Annotated in this window: 14 protein-coding genes, 1 other RNA gene and 3 pseudogenes; 6 read left to right on the forward strand and 12 right to left on the reverse strand. The window is 60.1% G+C overall.

Annotated elements, in window-relative coordinates:
- Positions 1–6 precede the first annotated feature (6 nt).
- The 4 genes from ACZRKZ_RS23205 to ACZRKZ_RS23220 form a co-directional block, all read right to left on the reverse strand.
- Complete coding sequence (locus tag ACZRKZ_RS23205) at positions 7–462, reverse strand: cobalamin B12-binding domain-containing protein (RefSeq protein ID WP_463982867.1); 456 nt, start codon at positions 460–462, stop codon at positions 7–9.
- Positions 459–1,700 carry an MFS transporter gene (locus ACZRKZ_RS23210; RefSeq protein WP_463982868.1) on the reverse strand — a complete coding sequence of 414 codons (1,242 nt, stop codon included), beginning with the start codon at positions 1,698–1,700 and terminating at the stop codon, positions 459–461. The genes ACZRKZ_RS23205 and ACZRKZ_RS23210 overlap by 4 nt, the downstream gene beginning before the upstream one ends.
- Positions 1,693–2,763, reverse strand: coding sequence for an LLM class flavin-dependent oxidoreductase (locus ACZRKZ_RS23215; RefSeq protein ID WP_463982869.1), 1,071 nt, complete (start codon positions 2,761–2,763; stop codon positions 1,693–1,695). The genes ACZRKZ_RS23210 and ACZRKZ_RS23215 overlap by 8 nt, the downstream gene beginning before the upstream one ends.
- A 63-nt stretch (positions 2,764–2,826) precedes the next feature.
- Positions 2,827–3,756, reverse strand: coding sequence for an asparagine synthetase A (locus ACZRKZ_RS23220; protein ID WP_463982870.1), 930 nt, complete (start codon positions 3,754–3,756; stop codon positions 2,827–2,829).
- A gap of 237 nt (positions 3,757–3,993) precedes the next feature.
- On the opposite strand from ACZRKZ_RS23220, the gene ACZRKZ_RS23225 reads away from it, so the two are divergent.
- The 5 genes and pseudogenes from ACZRKZ_RS23225 to ACZRKZ_RS23245 form a co-directional block, all read left to right on the forward strand.
- A complete protein-coding gene (locus ACZRKZ_RS23225; RefSeq protein WP_463982871.1) occupies positions 3,994–5,307 on the forward strand; it encodes an MFS transporter in 1,314 nt (437 codons plus the stop codon).
- Positions 5,308–5,628: 321 nt separating this feature from the next.
- Positions 5,629–5,790, forward strand: a pseudogene (locus tag ACZRKZ_RS23230) (amidase); the annotation flags it as partial.
- A gap of 107 nt (positions 5,791–5,897) precedes the next feature.
- Positions 5,898–7,223: an OprD family outer membrane porin gene (locus tag ACZRKZ_RS23235; RefSeq protein WP_463982899.1), complete on the forward strand. Its 1,326-nt coding sequence runs from the start codon at positions 5,898–5,900 to the stop codon at positions 7,221–7,223.
- Between the two features lie 9 nt (positions 7,224–7,232).
- Positions 7,233–7,481, forward strand: coding sequence for a hypothetical protein (locus ACZRKZ_RS23240; protein WP_463982900.1), 249 nt, complete (start codon positions 7,233–7,235; stop codon positions 7,479–7,481).
- Positions 7,418–7,708, forward strand: a pseudogene (locus ACZRKZ_RS23245) (integrase core domain-containing protein); the annotation flags it as partial. The gene ACZRKZ_RS23240 and the pseudogene ACZRKZ_RS23245, both read left to right, overlap by 64 nt.
- Before the next feature lie 7 nt (positions 7,709–7,715).
- Here the strand turns inward: ACZRKZ_RS23245 and ACZRKZ_RS23250 are convergent.
- The 8 genes and pseudogenes from ACZRKZ_RS23250 to ACZRKZ_RS23285 form a co-directional block, all read right to left on the reverse strand.
- Positions 7,716–7,940: pseudogene (locus ACZRKZ_RS23250) on the reverse strand (Arm DNA-binding domain-containing protein); the annotation flags it as partial.
- 153 nt (positions 7,941–8,093) lie between these two features.
- Positions 8,094–8,487, reverse strand: a transfer-messenger RNA (tmRNA) gene (gene ssrA / locus ACZRKZ_RS23255).
- Between the two features lie 103 nt (positions 8,488–8,590).
- Positions 8,591–8,872 carry a hypothetical protein gene (locus ACZRKZ_RS23260; protein WP_149413244.1) on the reverse strand — a complete coding sequence of 94 codons (282 nt, stop codon included), beginning with the start codon at positions 8,870–8,872 and terminating at the stop codon, positions 8,591–8,593.
- 136 nt (positions 8,873–9,008) lie between these two features.
- On the reverse strand, positions 9,009–11,819 hold the full coding sequence (locus ACZRKZ_RS23265) for an FAD-binding and (Fe-S)-binding domain-containing protein (RefSeq protein ID WP_463982872.1): 2,811 nt from the start codon (positions 11,817–11,819) through the stop codon (positions 9,009–9,011).
- Positions 11,816–12,487 carry a LutC/YkgG family protein gene (locus ACZRKZ_RS23270; protein WP_133103662.1) on the reverse strand — a complete coding sequence of 224 codons (672 nt, stop codon included), beginning with the start codon at positions 12,485–12,487 and terminating at the stop codon, positions 11,816–11,818. The genes ACZRKZ_RS23265 and ACZRKZ_RS23270 overlap by 4 nt, the downstream gene beginning before the upstream one ends.
- Positions 12,487–13,941, reverse strand: coding sequence for a LutB/LldF family L-lactate oxidation iron-sulfur protein (locus ACZRKZ_RS23275; RefSeq protein WP_463970159.1), 1,455 nt, complete (start codon positions 13,939–13,941; stop codon positions 12,487–12,489). The genes ACZRKZ_RS23270 and ACZRKZ_RS23275 overlap by 1 nt, the downstream gene beginning before the upstream one ends.
- Positions 13,938–14,762 carry a (Fe-S)-binding protein gene (locus tag ACZRKZ_RS23280; protein WP_149413241.1) on the reverse strand — a complete coding sequence of 275 codons (825 nt, stop codon included), beginning with the start codon at positions 14,760–14,762 and terminating at the stop codon, positions 13,938–13,940. Before ACZRKZ_RS23280 ends, ACZRKZ_RS23275 begins: the two co-directional genes overlap by 4 nt.
- A 138-nt stretch (positions 14,763–14,900) precedes the next feature.
- Positions 14,901–16,595 carry a lactate permease LctP family transporter gene (locus tag ACZRKZ_RS23285; RefSeq protein WP_463970160.1) on the reverse strand — a complete coding sequence of 565 codons (1,695 nt, stop codon included), beginning with the start codon at positions 16,593–16,595 and terminating at the stop codon, positions 14,901–14,903.
- 262 nt (positions 16,596–16,857) lie between these two features.
- Here ACZRKZ_RS23285 and ACZRKZ_RS23290 point away from each other — a divergent pair, with 262 nt between their 5' ends.
- Positions 16,858–17,625, forward strand: a complete 768-nt coding sequence (locus tag ACZRKZ_RS23290; RefSeq protein ID WP_463982873.1) for an FCD domain-containing protein — start codon at positions 16,858–16,860, stop codon at positions 17,623–17,625.
- The last annotated feature ends 7 nt before the right edge of the window (positions 17,626–17,632 follow it).

Here is a 17,632-nt window from a genome sequence, read left to right on the forward strand (position 1 = left end):
TCGGGGTTAACCCCAGGACGTCACGCTGTTGACGGGAGCAGGTTCAGCATCGGGCTGGGCGTGCAGCGTGCCCAGGTAACCGCTGAAGGCTTCGATGGCGTCGGGGCCGACGAACACCTGGTTGTAACCGGCGTCCATCAAGGGCTGCCGGACCGCCAGGGTTTCATCTTCGGAGGTGGTCAACTTGCCGCCGATCACGCAGGGCATATGCGGGTGCAACCGGCGCACCTGGCGGATCAGTTCCAGGCCCTGGGAATAACCGTGGCCATTGACGCTGCTGACCACCAACAGTTGGGTGCGGAACTGCTCAAGGGCGGTGAGTACGGCATCCACCGGGGTGCAACTGCCGAGGTTCTTCACGCTCAAACCGTGCTCGGCCAGCCACAGTTGCAGGTACACCAGGTTCCACATGTGCGAGTCGGATTCGACCGTTGCGATCAGGCAGTGCGGGAGGGTTTTCATCGGGACGCCTCCATGGCGAGTGACGGACCATCCAGGGCAATACGAAAACGCCGAGTGGTGAGGATAAACAGCAAGGTACCGGGCACGGTCAGCACGAGTGCGAGGACCAGGATCAGCACCTGCACGCCATAAACGTGGCCGACGCTGGCGGTCAACAGCCCGCCCAGTGGGTAGGAAAGCAGGTTGACCAGGTAAAACGGCCCCATGACTTTGCCCAGGTGTGCCGCCTCGATCGCCTTGATCCGCTGCGTACGGTTGAACACGTTGAACAGTGCGCAACCGGCCATCGCCAACAGAAAGCTCAAGGCATAGAGCAACACGCCGCTGGCCACGCCCATGCAGATCAGGCCCAGGCACAACAGGGCGAAACCCAGCGCGCCAAGCCGATAGATCGACATGCGCGCCAACAGACGAGGCACCAGGATAAAATTCAACAGACCGAGGGCACCGGCACCGGCATTCATCAGGCCAAAGACACCATCGGCCGCACTGAATACCCCGCTGATGACGAACGCGTTGGCGCTCAGCACGGCGGCAAAGGCCAGGTTGATGGTGAAGTTGAGCGCAGCCAGCGACAGCACCGGCGGATTGCCGAGCAACAGGCGCCAACCGAGGGCCAGGTCTTTGAAAACACTGGTGGGGCGATTGGCGGAACGCGCGGTCGGCAGGCCTTTCCAGAACATCGCCGCGGCAAACAGTGCCGCCGCCGCGAGCCCCAGCAGCAGGCGCTTGTCGGCATACATCGCCAGCCCCGCCGCCAGCGCCGGGCCGAGGGCCATGGCCAGTAGCTCCATGTTCTGCACCAGCGACTGGCAGTGCGCCAGACGTTCGGGGCCGGCGATCAGGGGCACGCTTTTTTCAACGGCCATGCGCACCGGGGCCATCAACACCGACAACACGATGCCGTTGCCGATCAACGCCCAGATCATCCACTGCGGCTGGTACCAGCAGATCCACAGCGTGACGGCCAGGCTCAGGGCGCGGGCCGTGTTGGCGCTGCGAAACAGCAGTCGTCCGCCAAATCGGTCGGCCAGCAGCCCGGCGAACGGATAAGCGATCAGCGCCGGAAGCCACTCAAGGGCAAACGCGACACCGGAATAGCGCACGTTGCCAGTGAGCTGAAAGATCATCAACGGTACGGCGAACAGCACGGTCTGCTCGGCCAGCAAGGCGCACAGCAACCCGGCACCGAACCAGCGCATCGCGCTGTGTCGGGCGTCGATGCTGGCTTCACGCATGTTCGCGGTCCCAGACGGTTTCGAGTTCGCGCAGATAAGGCAGCACGTATTTGCAGAAGCGGCGCATTTCGTCACGGGTCGGCCAGCCGGAGAAAATAAACTCGCTGACGCCGACTTTTTTGTACTCGAACAAATATTCGGCAACTTCCTGATAGCTGCCTACCACACACAATGCCGGGCCGCCACGGTAGGCCACGGCGCCGGACCAGAGCATCGGCGACAGCCAGTCGTGCTCAGCCTTGTCAGCCAAGCGGAACGAGGTTTTTACCGCTTCGGAATCGCAGCGGCCGACGAACTGACGGACCCATTCACGATGCTGCTCGTCAGGGTTTTCCATCATGCTTTCGACCGCAGCCAGGGCTTCGGCCCGGGTTTCGCGGGCGAGCACGTGCATGCGAATCCCCACCGAACATCCAGACTCGAGCACCGTGCGGCTGGCCTCGGCAATGCCTTGGGGCGTATCGCCGTAACGCAGCCAGCAATCGCTGTGTTTGATGGCGATTTGTTGGGCAATGTCCGAAGCGCCGCTGAGGTAGATGCGCGGGCGCTCGGCGTCCTTGAAGGGCAAGCCCAACTGGGCTTTTTCGATGCGGTAGTGTTCGCCGTGATAGGTCAGCGGAGATTCACCGCTCCAGAAGCGATGCAGGATGTCGAGGAATTCGCCAGTGCGCTCATAGCGACCGTCGTGGGCCACGAAGTCGCCGTAGAAGGCCTGCTCGTCCGGCGAAATACCGGCGACCAGATTGAGCGAGATACGTTTGTCGGACATCCACGACACCGTGTTGACGATTTGCGTGAACAAGGTTGGCGGCACCAAGCCGGGACGGTAAGCCAGGATGAATTTGACCCGCTCGGTCTCGCGGACCAGAGCGCCGATCATCGGCAGCGGATCGGGCATGTGGTAGCTGATCCCCATCAACAGCGAGTCGATCCCCAGCTCGTCGGCTTCCTGGGCGAAGTCGACGATTCCGGCAAAATCGAGCGCGCCGGTATCGTATTTTTCCGACGCCTTTTGCTGACCGCTATCGAGCGGTGAGCACCAGTGAATACGCAGTGCAGGCATTGTGTTTCTCCATGGCGACGCCTGCCACCAATGGTGGGGCAGGCGTTGCGAATCAGTCCTTGATCAGAACAGGAAGTGGGTACCGACGGTGCGGTCGAACAGCGCGACGTCGCGGATGCGCCGCTTGCCGCAAATGAACTTGAGCAGGCGCTCGATCCCCAGGCCGCCACCGGCGCTCGGATGCAGCAAACCGCGGCGGGCGACTTCCAGGTAGTTGGCGAACGGCTGCAGGTCCATCGACAACTCGTTCATGCGGTAGACGATCTGCTCGTATTCGAACTCGCGCTCTGCGCCGGACAGGGCTTCGCCGTAGCCATCGGGATAGATCAGGTCGTAGTTGTTGTAGGTGCCGCGCTTGCCCGGGGTTTCGCGATCGTAAAACTCGCGACGGTAGTTGGTGACGAAGAACGGCGTGTGCGCGCGGGCCGACATGATCTTCTCGAAGTCGTCGCCATGTTCGGCGCGCAGTTCATCGGAGCTGTAGATCGGGAACGCGGTTGCATAGTGCGGCAGTTGACGGTTGAGCTGCGAAAGCTCGGCGGCGCAGTGCTGATTGACCTCGTTGAACACATGCTTGATCAGGCCTTCGATGAGGGCCATGACTTGATGCATATCACCGTTGCGGATCTCGAAATCGAACTGCGAGAACTCCAGCAGGTGGTTCTCGGAATCCTTGATCTCGGCCTTTTCCAGGCGGATGTTCGGCGCGACGATAAAGATCTTGTCGTGGCCCTTGGCGGTCAATGCCAACTGCTTGTGGAAGATCATGCTCGCGGTCAGTTTCAGGCGCCGTTCTTCGTATTGAAGCTCGGCGGGATACACCGCGTGGTTCAGCGGATCGGTGATCGGCGACATCAGGATCGGCATCAACTGCTTGAAGTTGCGCTCGAGTAAATAATGCTGCAAAGCCTGAAGGACACGGCCGCGGATGATAGCAATGGATTCTGTGTCGGGATGAGCAAAATCGGCGAAGTTGCGTGCAATTTCTTCCATGATTGGCCAAATATTCAGGGAGTTGGGAAGGCCCTGATTATTGTTTAAACGGAAGAAAGCGCAATGTACAGATTTCAGCTAAAAAGCAACACAGAGCCACAGTCTGGTTGTCCGGATGCCCTTTTGCGTAGACCATATTGCGCTGCTGAAATTGATTCGAAGGCGCACGCGTGGACAGGGTTGAGCGGGTCCTTATTGCCGTAGCGTCGTTCTTTATTGCCTGTTCAGAGTTTGCCCATGACTGCCCTTACTGATTCGCGAGCTCATCAGTTTTCCAAGGCCGACTACAAAACCCTCGGCCTGGCGGCCCTTGGTGGTGCGCTGGAAATCTACGACTTCATTATCTTCGTGTTCTTTGCGCTGACCCTCAGCCAGCTGTTTTTCCCTCCGGAGATGCCGGAATGGCTGAGGTTGCTGCAAAGCTTCGGCATCTTCGTCACCGGTTACCTGGCGCGACCGCTGGGCGGCATCCTGATGGCCCACTTTGCCGACCAGTTGGGCCGCAAGCGGGTCTTCAGCCTGAGCATCCTGATGATGGCGTTGCCGTGCCTGTTGATTGGCATCATGCCGACCTATGAGCATATCGGTTATTTCGCCCCGTTATTGCTGCTGGTGCTGCGCGTGCTGCAAGGCGCCGCCGTGGGCGGGGAAGTGCCGAGTGCGTGGGTATTCGTCGCCGAGCACGCGCCCGCCGGCCATCGTGGCTACGCCTTGGGCTTTTTGCAGGCAGGGCTTACCTTCGGCTACCTGCTGGGGGCGCTGACCGCGACAATGCTGGCGCAAGTCTTTACCGCCGCCGAAATCCTCGATTACGCCTGGCGCCTGCCGTTTCTACTTGGCGGAGTCTTTGGCGTGATCGGCGTCTGGTTGCGCCGTTGGTTGAGCGAGACGCCGGTGTTCATGGCCCTGCAGGCGCGGCGCGAGGCGGATGCCGAGTTGCCGTTGCGCACGGTACTGCGCGAGCACCGGCACATGTTGCTGCCGGCGATGATTCTGACCTGTGTGCTGACCTCAGCCGTGGTGGTGCTGGTGGTTATCACTCCGACAGTCATGCAAAAGAGTTTCGGCATGAGCCCCAGCCATACGTTTGCCCTGAGCAGCCTGGGCATCGTGTTCCTTAACATCGGCTGTGTGCTGGCCGGGTTGATCGTTGACCGGATCGGTGCCTGGCGGACCGTCATGCTGTACAGCGTGCTGCTGCCGATCGGTATCGCAGCACTCTATGGCTGCCTGATCAGTGGCGGTGCCTGGCTGGGCCTGGCCTATGCGCTGGCGGGCCTGAGCTGCGGGGTGGTCGGCGCCGTACCGTCGGTGATGGTCAGCCTGTTTCCGGCGCACATACGCGTGTCGGGTATTTCCTTTACCTACAACATTGCCTACGCATTGTGGGCGAGCACGACACCCTTGTTGCTGATCGCGCTGATGCCGTGGAGCCCGTGGGTGTGCGTGGCGTATTGCGTGGTGATGGGCGCCGTCGGCGTAGGCTGCGCTGTGATTTTCGGTGGGCGCGAGCCCGCAGAGCATTGTCAGGCGCTGGTTTCGGAGCGTTAAGGCAAGAGCGTTGCAGGTACGCAACAGGGGTTTGGCACGGACGGCTATTGGATGACGGATCTACATGATTTGCCTGCGGCGCGACTGTTGGCCTTGTTTGCCAGTCGCGAATTGTCACCGCTGGAGTATTACGATCACTTGCTGGCTCACATCGAGCGCTGGAGCAGAGGCACGCCCCGCGGGATGCTCGACGGCGTACCGGTGACGCTCAAGGCGTTAATCGCCACCCAAGGTGATTGCACTCCTCAGGGAAGCGCCGCTACGGCGCTGATCCCTGCGACCGAAGACGCACACCCGCCGCACGATTGCGTGAGGCTGGGGCCATCATCGTCGATTAATTGCGGGTTCACCGCTCGGGGCATGCCCATCGGCCTGCAAATGATTGCCCCGCGATTCGCCGACCAATGGTTGCTGCAATGCGCCAAGGCCTACGAAGACTGGCGCGGCCCGATCAAACACTGGCCGTCTGCGCCGACCCACTGATCCCCTGACTGCTGCTGTGTGCCGCTCAAGCGCCAGGTGCCTTGAGCGGTGCGCCCTTTTATAGGCACTTCTTCATGCACGTACATGTACTTCGGGCGTCGGTCCTGATGCTGGTTGTTGTCCAGCCAGGCTGGGCCGCCGAGCCCATTTCACCGCAGGATCAGGCGACAGGTCTGATCGACGGCAGCCATCTGGGCCTCAATCTGCGTCACTACTATTCCGACCAGCACACCCAGCGCAGCACACACCTGGTCATCAAAAAACACGGCGTTGCGCAACCGACCCGCGAACGCGAAACCTGGGTACAGTCCGGCATGCTCAACTACACATCCGGCTATACCCAGGGTTTGGTGGGGTTTGGGGTGGATGCTGCGTTGTTTAGCGCTGTCACCCTGGAACGCGGGCATGGCGCGGTGGCCAATGGCGGCGACCGGGTGTTGGTCGACAGCGATGGCGACGCTGTGCCGACCTGGAGCCGACTGGGTGTGGGTGACCTGCGGCTGCGGGTGTCGAGCACTGAGCTCAAGGCCGGACGGATGCTCACGGAGAACCCGATCCTGCGCTACAAGGACAACCGTGCCTTGCCATCGACTTTTCAAGGCATCGCCCTGAGCAGCAACGAATTCGACTGGCTGGCGCTGCAAGGGGGAAGCTTCGAACGCGCCATCCCGCGCACCGGCACTGGCAGCGAACGCCTGACCACCACCTTTGGCAATCGCGCCTACACCGGTTCGCGCATCAGCTACCTAGGCGCCACGGCAAAATCACCTGGCGGGCTGACGTTGAGTGCCTACGGGTCGCGCTTTGAAGACATGTGGCAACAATATTATCTGGGGGTGACTCACGTGGTGGGTGATCGAGCGAACCTGGCGCTCAAAACCAGCCTCAACTACTACCGCACACGCGATCAGGGCGAACAACGCCTAGGCTTTATCGACAATGACGCCTACAGCCTCGCAGTGACCGCCTCCCATGGTGCCCATGGCTTGACAGCCGCGTGGCAGCAGGTGTTTGGCGACGAATATTTCGACTACGTGTGGGAGTCCACGGGCAACTACATGGCCAATTCGCTGTACTCGGACTACAACGGCCCCAACGAAAAATCCTGGCAACTGCGCTACGACCTCGACCTGGCCACCTACGGCCTCCCGGGCCTGACCGCCAGCCTCTGGCACGCCAAAGGCTGGGGCATCGACGGCACCCACTACAGCGGCGATCGCGATGGTCGCAACACGGGCTACAACGTCCGCGGACTGGATGGCGCCAAACACAACGAAAACGGTTTGATGCTCGCCTACGTGGTCCAGTCAGGAACGCTGAAAAACGCCGTGCTGCGCAGCATCGTCTACAACCACCGCGCGAGTGGCGGGCAGATTGATGGCAGTTACGATGAGTTTCGGTTAGTGGCGAATGTGCCGTTCAATCTGTTTTAGGTCAAGGCCATGTCCTGCCGTGGTGCGGCGCTATCACTGCTGAAAATTCTTTTTCCAGCGCCGTGGAGCCCGCACACCCGACTGCTGCGCATCGGCATCAAGGCCTCGGACCGCGCGGTGGCAGAGCTGGCCCAGGCGAACCTGGTGTTTCTGGTGGACGTCTGCGGTTCGATGGACCGTCGCGAGGGTTTGCCGCCCAGTATGCGAGTCGTTTATTTCGCCAGCAGTTGTGGCGTTATCGCATGCGTCAGAGCATGAGTCGTCGGGGGAATTGCTGGGACAACGCGCCGATGGAGCGGGTGTTCCGCAGCTTGAAAACCGAATGGATACCGAGCACGGGCTACAGAACTGCTCAAGAAGCCCAACGCGATATCAGCCATTTCTTGATGCATCGGTACAACTGGATTCGGCCCCATCAATTCAACGATGGGTTGGCGCCAGCTCGGGCCGAAGAAAAACTTAACGTCGTGTCCGGGATTAGTTGACCACTACAGCTAGGGAGAGGTCGGGGTATGGACCAAGCGCCATGTTGATACGGCTTCTGGTCAACGGCTCGCGGTAATTGAAATTCCACATCATCGAGCCGCTCGCGCGTACTCGAAGCTGCAAGCCATCGCCGTCGCTGAGGACGAAGTCTTTACCAGTTGCCTTGACTGCCTTGAGCTGGCGATCGGAGAGGCGGGTTGCGTTAGTAGGCGTGGGGGCTACCTCCGGCACCGTTTTGGTATCCTGAAAATAGCATCTGGTAGTCCGGGATACCATCTGGGATACCAAAGCGCCTGGAACTCAGGAACTCCCCCAAGCCCCCCCCGCATTCACTGGATTCCAGGCACAAAAAAAGACGTCCGTGGACGTCTTTAGATGATGAAGTGGTGGAGCCGGGGGGATTTGAACCCCCGTCCGCCAGTACTCTGCTGTCGGTACTACATGCGTAGCCGTGTCTATTGAGTTAACCCTCAGCCGCCCGACGGGCAGGGTGCATTGGGCGAGTTGTGTAAGTTTTAGCCGCTTCGTCCACAACGTACTGCACGGCGATTCTGTTCTATATGACAATCACTTTGGGTTTACAGACATCCCCTGATGATTGCTGGACCCGAAGGTACCAGGAGGGAAGGGCTAAGGCTGCTTACGCAGCGAGAGCGTATTCCCCGTAGGTTTCGTCATTGGCAACTATAGAAAGTTGCAACAGTGGATTTACGAGTTCTGTTACCAACTCGGCATGCACCTAAAGGTTCGCAACCAGCGTCGAATCCTAAACGGCCCCGTGCTTGTTGCTCGGTGTTTCTTAATGAGCGACAAGCCTGCGCAGTGTACGTCAAACGGTCACAGAAGGCCAACCCGAAGGTTGGCCTTGAGCGGTTGGCGAATTACTTGCCGCCTTTGTCGCTGTCCTGCAGATCTTGCAGGGCCTTGGAGGTGATCTCGATACATCTCTTGTCGTCCCCCGCTGCATGGGCGGCTTTGGCTTGGGAAACGGCCGTATCAATTTCGCCGCTTTTGCCGCTGGTGTCAGTGGCGAGCAACGCTTTCCCGTTGTTGATTTTGTCCAGATTGATCTGGCACAGGTCATCGGTTGTACCGGCTGCAAACACCGGGGAAGCCAGCATTGCAGCGGTAACGAACAAACCAGCAAGAGCGGAGCGCTTCATGGGTATCTCCTTGTGCAAAGAGGGCTCGATGCCGCCGGATTTCCCGTGCAGCCAGCGAGGTCACTGATGAGCCTCGTTCGTCGAGGCCTATGCAGATGACTGCGCGGGCGCGCAGGGGTTCTGTTTTATTGCCGGATTAGTGAGTTCGCGCCTGAGTGACACGATCCACCAGGTACACCAAACCGTGATAATCAATCCCGCCATGCTGGCTCAGGCCGATCTCGCAGGTACGGCTGGTGGAGATGCCCTCGCTGCAATATTGCACCGCCTCTTTCAGGGATCGCAGTGAGTGAGCGTTCAGCTCGGGTGTGGTGAAACCCTTGTCACCGGCAAAACCGCAGCAGTGAATGCCTTCGGGGATCACTACGTTTTTGCTGCATCGCCGGGCCAGGTCGATCAAGGCCTGGCTTTCGCCCAGATGCTGGGTGCTGCAGGTGACATGCACGGCGATGGGCGCGTCTTGAGGGGTGAAGTCGAGGCGGTCCATCAAGTGTGTGCGGATGAAGCGCACCGGGTCGTAGAGGTCCAGGCGCGTCTCGCCCAAGTCTTGAACCAGGCGCAGGGTGCAAGGGCTGGTGTCGCAATAAATAGGGTCAAGGCCGCCACGGCTGGCGTGAAGCAGGGCGCCGATCAGTTCCTGGCGCTTGTGCTCGGCTTGCTCGGCGTAGCCTTTGGACGCGAAAGGCTGGCCGCAGCAGAGGCTGTCCTGATTGTCCGGGAAGACTACTTGATATCCGGCCTTTTCCAGCAGACCACGGGTTTTGTCGTACAGCGACATCTGTTCCTTGTCACTCGCCGCCGGCCCCATCGCTCGGGATACGCAAGCCGCCAGGTAAACCACTCGTGGCCGTTCATCGTTGACGGTCGGACTGAAACGAATGGCCTTTTCCGGCTGCGGCATGGCGCTGGTCCATTGGGGAATTTGCCCCTTGGACAGCTTGGTCACCGTGGCGGAAAGTTTTGCCAGGCGTGGCGCGCCCAGTAACATCCGCGCACCGTTGGCCACGTGAAGGGTAAAGCGTGCGCCTTGCAATACTGTTGCAAAATGCGTCGCCAGCCACTCCGCTGTTTTCGTGTGGTCGGCGTCACGGCTGCGCAGCTTTTTCACCAGGTCACCGGTATTGATGCCTACGGGGCAGCGTTGAGCGCAAAGCCCGGTGGCGGCGCAGGTGTCGATGCCCTGATAGCGGTAAGCCTCTTCAAGTTCGGTGGTGTCGATGCCTGCGCGTTTTTTCGCCTGGATATCGCGCCAGATCACAATGCGCTGGCGCGGGCTCAAGGTCAGGCCTTTCGACGGGCATACCGGTTCGCAAAAACCGCACTCGATGCACTTATCCACCAACTCGTCGGCAGCCGGCAGAGGCTTGAGGTTTTTCAGGTGGATTTGCGGGTCTTCGCTGAGCACCACGTCCGGGTTGAGAATGCCGTTGGGGTCGAGCAGGCGCTTGAGTTGCCACATCAGTTGATAAGCATCGCTGCCCCATTCCAGCTCGACGAAGGGCGCCATATTGCGGCCAGTGCCGTGTTCGGCCTTCAGCGAGCCGCCGAACTCCACCGCCACCAATTGTGCCACGTCGTCCATGAACGCCTGGTAGCGTGTGACTTCTTCGGCACTGTTGAAGCCTTGGGTGAAGACAAAGTGCAGATTGCCTTCCAAAGCGTGTCCGAAAAGGATGGCTTCGTCGTAGTGATGTTTGTCGAACAACTCGATCAGGCGGTTTACGCCGATAGCCAGTTGTTCCACTGGGAAGGTGACGTCTTCGATGATCACGGTGGTGCCGGTTTTACGCACGGCACCGACGGCAGGGAAGGTATCTTTTCGGATGGCCCAGAGGCGGGCGTTTTCCAGCGGGTCTTCAGTGAAGTCGACTTGCTTCTCCACCGGGAAACCGGCCAGGGATGCCATGATCAGCGCCAGTTGTTCATGGAGCAGCGAGGACGATGCCGCGCGGGATTCGATCAATAGCGCGCAGGCGTTTTCCGACAGTTGCTGTACGAAAGCCGGCATGCCGGGTTTGTCCTGCACCGAACGCATACTGCGCCGATCCAGTAGTTCGACCGCTGAAACCGGCTGGGTTTTCAGCACCGTTACTGCGTTGCAGCAAGTTTCCACGTCTGGGAATACGATCAGCGCCGAGGCTTTGTTCGGGTGGTCGATGACCGTGTCGTAAGTCACTGCGCTGATAAACCCCAGGGTGCCCTCGGAGCCCACCAGCAGATGGCTGAGGATATCCAGTGGTTCGTCGAAGTCCACTAACGCGTTGAGTGACAGGCCAGTGGTATTTTTCAGACGGTATTTGTGGCGAATTTTTGCGGCCAATTCAGCATTGGCCCGGGTCTCGCGGCCCAGGGTCGCCAGGCGTTCAAGCAGGTCACCGTGCTGCTCACGGAATGCCGAGACGCTGACCCTATCTTCGGTGTCGAGGCTGCTGCCATCGGCCAGCACCAGGCGGATTCCGGCCAGTGTGTGGTAGGTGTTCTGCGCCGTACCGCAGCACATGCCGCTGGCGTTGTTGGCGACGATGCCGCCGATCTTGCAGGCGTTGATCGACGCCGGGTCAGGGCCTATCTTGCGTCCGAACGGTGCCAGCCAGGCGTTGGCCTGGGCGCCGATTACCCCAGGTTGCAGGCGGATTTGCGTGCCTTGGCCGCGAATCTCGCGACCGTTCCAGTTGTCGCCGAGCACGATCAATACTGAATCGCTGATGGCCTGACCGGAAAGGCTGGTGCCAGCGGCGCGAAAGGTCACTGGTACGCGGTCGCGCTGGGCCAGTTGCAGCAGGTCGACGACTTCCTCTTCCGACTCGACGCGGATGACCAGCTGTGGGATCAGTCGGTAAAAGCTGGCGTCGGTGCCGAATGCCAGAGTGGAAAGCGCATCGTCGAAGCGCCGATCTTTCGGGATCAGCCGTGCGACATCATCAAGGAACGCTGCGGGCAGACTCATTGGTCCTCCAGGATCAATACCACCAAGTCTTTCGGACCGTGGGCGCCGTAGGCCAGCACCTGTTCGATGTCGGCGGTCTTCGACGGACCGGACACCAGCAGGGCGTTGGTGGGCATGCCTTGGGCCCAGGCGAATTGCTGCTGGACCTGATAGAAATTATCGTAAATCTCACTGGCCTTGAGCAGGGCGAAATGCACCGGCGGCACCAGGCTCATCAGGCGCGGCTCTTCCCGCGTTGGCCAGAGAATCAAGCTGCCGGTTGCGGCGATAGCGCCCAGGGTTGTTGTAAGACTGGCTGGGGTGTCATTGAACAGCTCGGCTTTCCACTCTTCTACCGGACGGTTGTAGGCTTTTAGCACCGGCAGATGCGGATTGTTCGCCCAGTGCTCGGTAACACATCGGCCGTGGGGCGTGGTTGGGGCGATCAGCAGGCTGGGCAATGTTCGGTCTTGCAGCAGTTGCGCCAGCAACGTTGGCCAGCCGGCACCAGACGTCAGGTGGATTTCAGTGTGTACCGCTTCCATCAGCTTGCGCAGTTGCGGGATACGTTGCTCGGCAGTGTAGGTGTAGATCTCCGTCACCAGGGCTTCGTCGAAGTTGTCAGGCACCGGCGTGGTGCCCGTCAGACTATGGCGCAATTTGGCGAGGATGTTGTGCTTGGCGCTCATCAGCGACCTCCCTGTTTGGCCAGATGCTCGCGGGCCAGGTCATGCAGTGAGCGTGCGGCGGGTTTCGGCGCACTGTGGTTTTGCGTCCACGGCCCGAGGTTGTTCGGCGCCAGGGCGCGCAGACGGGTGGCGCAGAAGGCAAACAGCCGGTACAGCGTCGGTGAACTATTGAGTCGGGCCCAGGCGTTCCAGATAAAACGTTCCTTGCGCGAGTACTTGCTGCCTTGGCCGCGCATCACCTGATGAGGGCTGTCGGGGGCTTTGACGTTCTCTTCCCGCAGGCGACGCAGCAGCGCAGGGATTGGTATTTTTACCGGGCACACTTCACCGCAGGCGCCGCACAACGACGAAGCACTGGGATGATCGGGGACTTTCGCCAGGCCGACCATATGTGGGGTGATGATTTTTCCGATAGGGCCTGGGTACACCTCGCCGTAGGCATGGCCGCCGATTCGCGTGTACACCGGGCAGTGATTCATACAGGCGCCGCAGCGGATGCAGTTGAGGGTCTGGCGCAGTTCGCTGTCGGCAAAGGCCTGGCTGCGGCCGTTGTCCAGCAGTACCAGATGCACTTGCTCGGGGCCGTCCAATTCATCGGCCTTGCGCGGGCCGGAGATCATGTTGACGTAGGTGGTGATCGGCTGGCCAAGGGCCGAGCGGGTCAGCAACGACAACAGCGGCACCACATCTCGCAGGTTTTCGACGACCTTTTCGATGCCAGTGACGGCAATATGCACTGGCGGCACGGTGGTCGACATGCGCCCGTTGCCTTCGTTTTCCACCAGTAGCAGGGTGCCGGTTTCGGCCACGGCGAAGTTGACACCGGAGACGCCAATGTCGGCTTCGAAGAATTTTTGCCGCAAGACTTTACGACCAATCTGGATCAGTTGATCGACGTCCTTGGTGTACTCCACGCCCAATTTCTCGTGGAACAGCGACGCGACCTGGCCGGCGTTCTTGTGAATGGCCGGCATGATGATGTGGGAAGGCTTCTCGTGGTCCAGTTGAACAATGAACTCGCCCATGTCCGACTCCAGGCATTCAATGCCCTGGGCGGCGAGGACGTGGTTCATGTCCATCTCTTCACTGACCATGGATTTGCCCTTGATCACCTGTATGGCTTCGCGCTCGCGGATGATCGACAGCACGATGGCGTTGGCCTCTTCGACTGTTTGCGCCCAGTGCACCTTGACGCCGTTGCGGGTCAGGTTCTGTTCAAGCTGCTCCAGCAGGTCAGGCAATTTGGACAGCGCCCGGGCACGCACAGCATTGCCCAGGGCTCGCAGGTGTTCACGTTCGTGGGCATCGCTAAAAGACGCTGCCCGTTTGGTCATCAGCGAGTCCATCGCGCTGCGAAAGTTGTTTCGCAGTTGTGCGTCACCCAAGGCTTGATGGGCGCGGGAGCGGAAATCTTCCGACACGTCGACGGTGGGAATCAGCGTGGCGGTGTTCATTGTGCACCCCCGGTTCGCTGCCAGAGAAAGCTGGCCAGGTGCTGACCGCGCAATGCAGCCTGCTGTTTCTCCAGGGAGCCATTGATGTTCATCAGGCAGCCGCAATCGGCACTCAACACTTGGTGGGCGCCGGATTCTTTCAGGGCTCGGGTCTTGTCGGCGACCATCGCCCCGGAAATATCCGGCATGCGCACGCTGAACGTCCCGCCGAAACCGCAGCATTCGCTTTCGTGGCTGTGGTCGACCCGCTCGACGTTGTTCAGTTGCGCCAGCAGTTCACGGCCATGCAGGTGGGTGTTCATTTCCCGGCGTGCCGAGCAAGAGGTATGCAGCGCCACCTTGACTGGCGCACCGCTGTCCTTGAGCTGGACCTTGCACACGAACAGCAGGAACTCCGCCAACTCGTAGGTGCGGGCGGCGAGGGCCTGCACCTGTTTGAGCGTTTCGGGCTCGTCCTTGAACAGGTCGGCATAGTGCTCGCGCAACATGCCCGCGCAGGAGCCTGAAGGCACCACCACCGGGTAGTCATCGGCAAACAGTGCCAGTTGCGAGCGTGCCACTTGTCGGGCCTGTTCGGTGTAACCCGAGGTGTAGGCCGGTTGCCCGCAGCAGCTTTGTCCCTGGGGGTAGTTGACGCGAATGCCTTCGCGCTCCAGCAGGTGAATCGCGTCCATCCCGGCTTCGGGATAAAACAGGTCCACTACGCAGGTACCGAACAGGTAGACCTGTTGAGGTTTTACTCCGGGGTACTGGCGCGGTTCGGCCAAGGGCGGCGCGACACGGGTGGCATTAGGCACGGCATTGTAAAAAAGCTCGCTCATCAGGCGCATTCTCCGGGTGGTCCCGGTTATCCGTCCGTGTTGGCCGCTGATTGCTCGGCGGCCTTACAGACCGGGTTGTGAATAGCTGACGCCGGAATCGCTGTCCGGCGTCGGTTCTTACCCTAATCCCTGCACGGCTTAGTGCACCAGCATGCCGGTGAGCCAGTAGGCCTGGGCCAAGGTGATCAGCCCGACAATCGTGGCGAAAAACAGGCTGTGCTTGAGGGTGAAGCGGAACAGGTCGGACTCTTTGCCCACCAAGCCTGTTGCTGCGCAGGCCACGGCGATCGATTGTGGGGAAATCATCTTGCCGGTCACGCCGCCGCTGGTATTTGCCGCGACCAGCAGGGTGTCGCTGACACCAATCTGGTGGGCGGTGGTGGCTTGCAGGGAGCTGAACAGGGCGTTGGACGACGTGTCGGAACCGGTCAGGAATACCCCCAGCCAACCGAGGAATGGCGAGAAGAAGGGAAATGCTGCGCCGGTACCGGCCAGGACCAGGGCCATAGTCGACGACATGCCGGAGTAGTTGGTAACGAACGCGAACGCCAGCACCATGCCGATGGACAGGATTGGCCAACGCAACTCGTAGAGGGTCTCTTTAAAAGTGGTCAGACCAGTTTTGAAGTCGATTTTCAGCACTGCCATAGAGATCAGTGCCGAGAAGAAAATAGCCGTGCCGGTGGCAGAAATAGGGTCCAGTTTGAACACTGCAGGAATGGCGGTCGGGTTCGTGACGATCGGGGCAACCTTGACCACCAGTTGGTCCAGGTGTGGGATCGCGAAATTGAAGACCCAACTGTACATCGAGCCGCCAGCAGCGAACATCGCCTTGAACGGTTTGAGGGTCCAGATGGTGACCAGTACCGTCAGAATCAGGAACGGTGACCAGGCTTTGAAAATTTCCCCAAGGCTGTAGGGCGAAGCCACGGAAGTGCGAGGTTGGCCGAAACCGCCGACGCGGGCAGTGACGGCTGCGCTGGAAGTTGCCCCGGCAATTTGTGCGCCTGCGGTGCGCTTGGGTTGCCAGACTTTCAGGAACAGGGTCAGGGAAATCAGGCTGGCCAGGGCCGAGGTGATGTCCGGCAGTTCCGGGCCGATGAAGTTAGAGGTGAAGTATTGGGTGATGGCGAAGCTCAAGCCCGCCACCAGCGCTGCCGGCCAGGTCTCTTTGACGCCGCGTAGGCCGTCCATCATGAACACTAGCCAGAATGGCACGAACAGCGACAGCAGCGGCAATTGGCGACCGGTCATGGCGCCAATCTTGAAGGCGTCGATGCCCGTCACCTGGCCGGCAACGATGATCGGGATGCCCAGCGCGCCGAAGGCCACGGGCGCGGTGTTGGCAATCAGGCACAGGCCAGCGGCGTACAGCGGGTTGAAGCCCAGTCCTACCAGCAATGCGGCGGTAATCGCTACCGGTGCACCGAAACCGGCTGCACCTTCGAGGAATGCGCCGAAGCAGAAGCCAATCAGCAGCACTTGCAGGCGCTGGTCGTCGGTAATCGACAGCACGGAGCTGCGGATAACTTCGAACTGGCCGCTCTTGACCGTCAGTTTGTAGAGGAATACGGCGGCAACAATGATCCAGGCGATCGGCCATAGGCCGTAGGCAAATCCATAGCCAGCAGCGGCGAGCGCCATGTCTACCGGCATCTGGAAGGCGAAGATCGCCACCAGGATCGACAGCGCCAATGTGATGCTGCCCGCGACGTGGCCTTTAAGGCGAAACACGGCCAGGGCCAGGAAGAAAAATACGATGGGAATAACGGCGGCCAATGCGGACAAGCCGAGGTTGCCGAGTGGACTGTAGAGCTGTTGCCAGGTTTGCATATGGGGTGGCCCCTAATTGTTGTTGGTCATGCACTGTGCAGCCGATTTGGTTAATTGGTAATACCAATTTACAACCGCTGTTGGCTAGGTTAAAAGCCTTGGGGGCGATGTGTCAATTTGTCGCTTGTGAAACTTTGGTCGAATGCTGGCGGGCAAATGATCTGGGCGGCTAAATCAAAGGGGCTCTGATAGGTGCCGGCAGCGCGGCAATAGGCCAGAATAGAGGGCCCGGCGACTTGGTCGGGATGGTGGAGAGTGAGTTATGGGGTTTGATCAGGTGCGTCAGCGCCGTTTGTCTGACGATATTGTCGAGCAGCTTGAGGGGATGATCCTTGAGGGCACGTTGAAGTCGGGCGAGCGCTTGCCGGCCGAGCGCGCACTGGCCGAGCAGTTCGGCGTGTCACGCCCGTCGTTGCGTGAGGCAATTCAGAAACTGTCCGCCAAAGGTTTGTTGGTCAGTCGCCAAGGCGGTGGCAACTATGTGGTTGAAACCCTGGGCTCAACCTTCAGTGATCCGCTGCTGTACCTGCTGGAAAATAACCCGGAAGCCCAGCGTGATCTGCTGGAGTTTCGCCAGACCCTCGAAGCGTCTTGCGCCTATTACGCCGCACAGCGCGCCACCGAAGTAGACCGCGAGCGGCTGACCGCCGCCTTTGACACATTGCAGGATTGCTACACGCGGGTTGATGAAGTGAGCCGGGCGGAAGAGGGGGCGGCGGATGCCAGGTTTCACCTGGCCATCGCCGAGGCCAGCCACAACGCAGTACTGCTGCACACCATTCGCGGCCTGTTCGACCTGCTCAAGCGCAACGTGGTCACTAACATTGGCGGCATGTACCAGCAGCGCACAGAAACCCGGGACATGCTGATCAGTCAGCACCGGGATTTGTACCTCGCAATTATCGAGGGGAGAGCCGAGCAGGCGCGGGAAGTCTCCACGCGTCACCTGCTGTATGTGCAGGAAGTGTTGGAGGAAGTGCGTCAGGAGGTTCAGCGCATGGCTCGGGCGGAGCGGCGCAAAGGGATGTGATTGCTTA

Source organism: Pseudomonas sp. c313, from assembly GCF_055407145.1.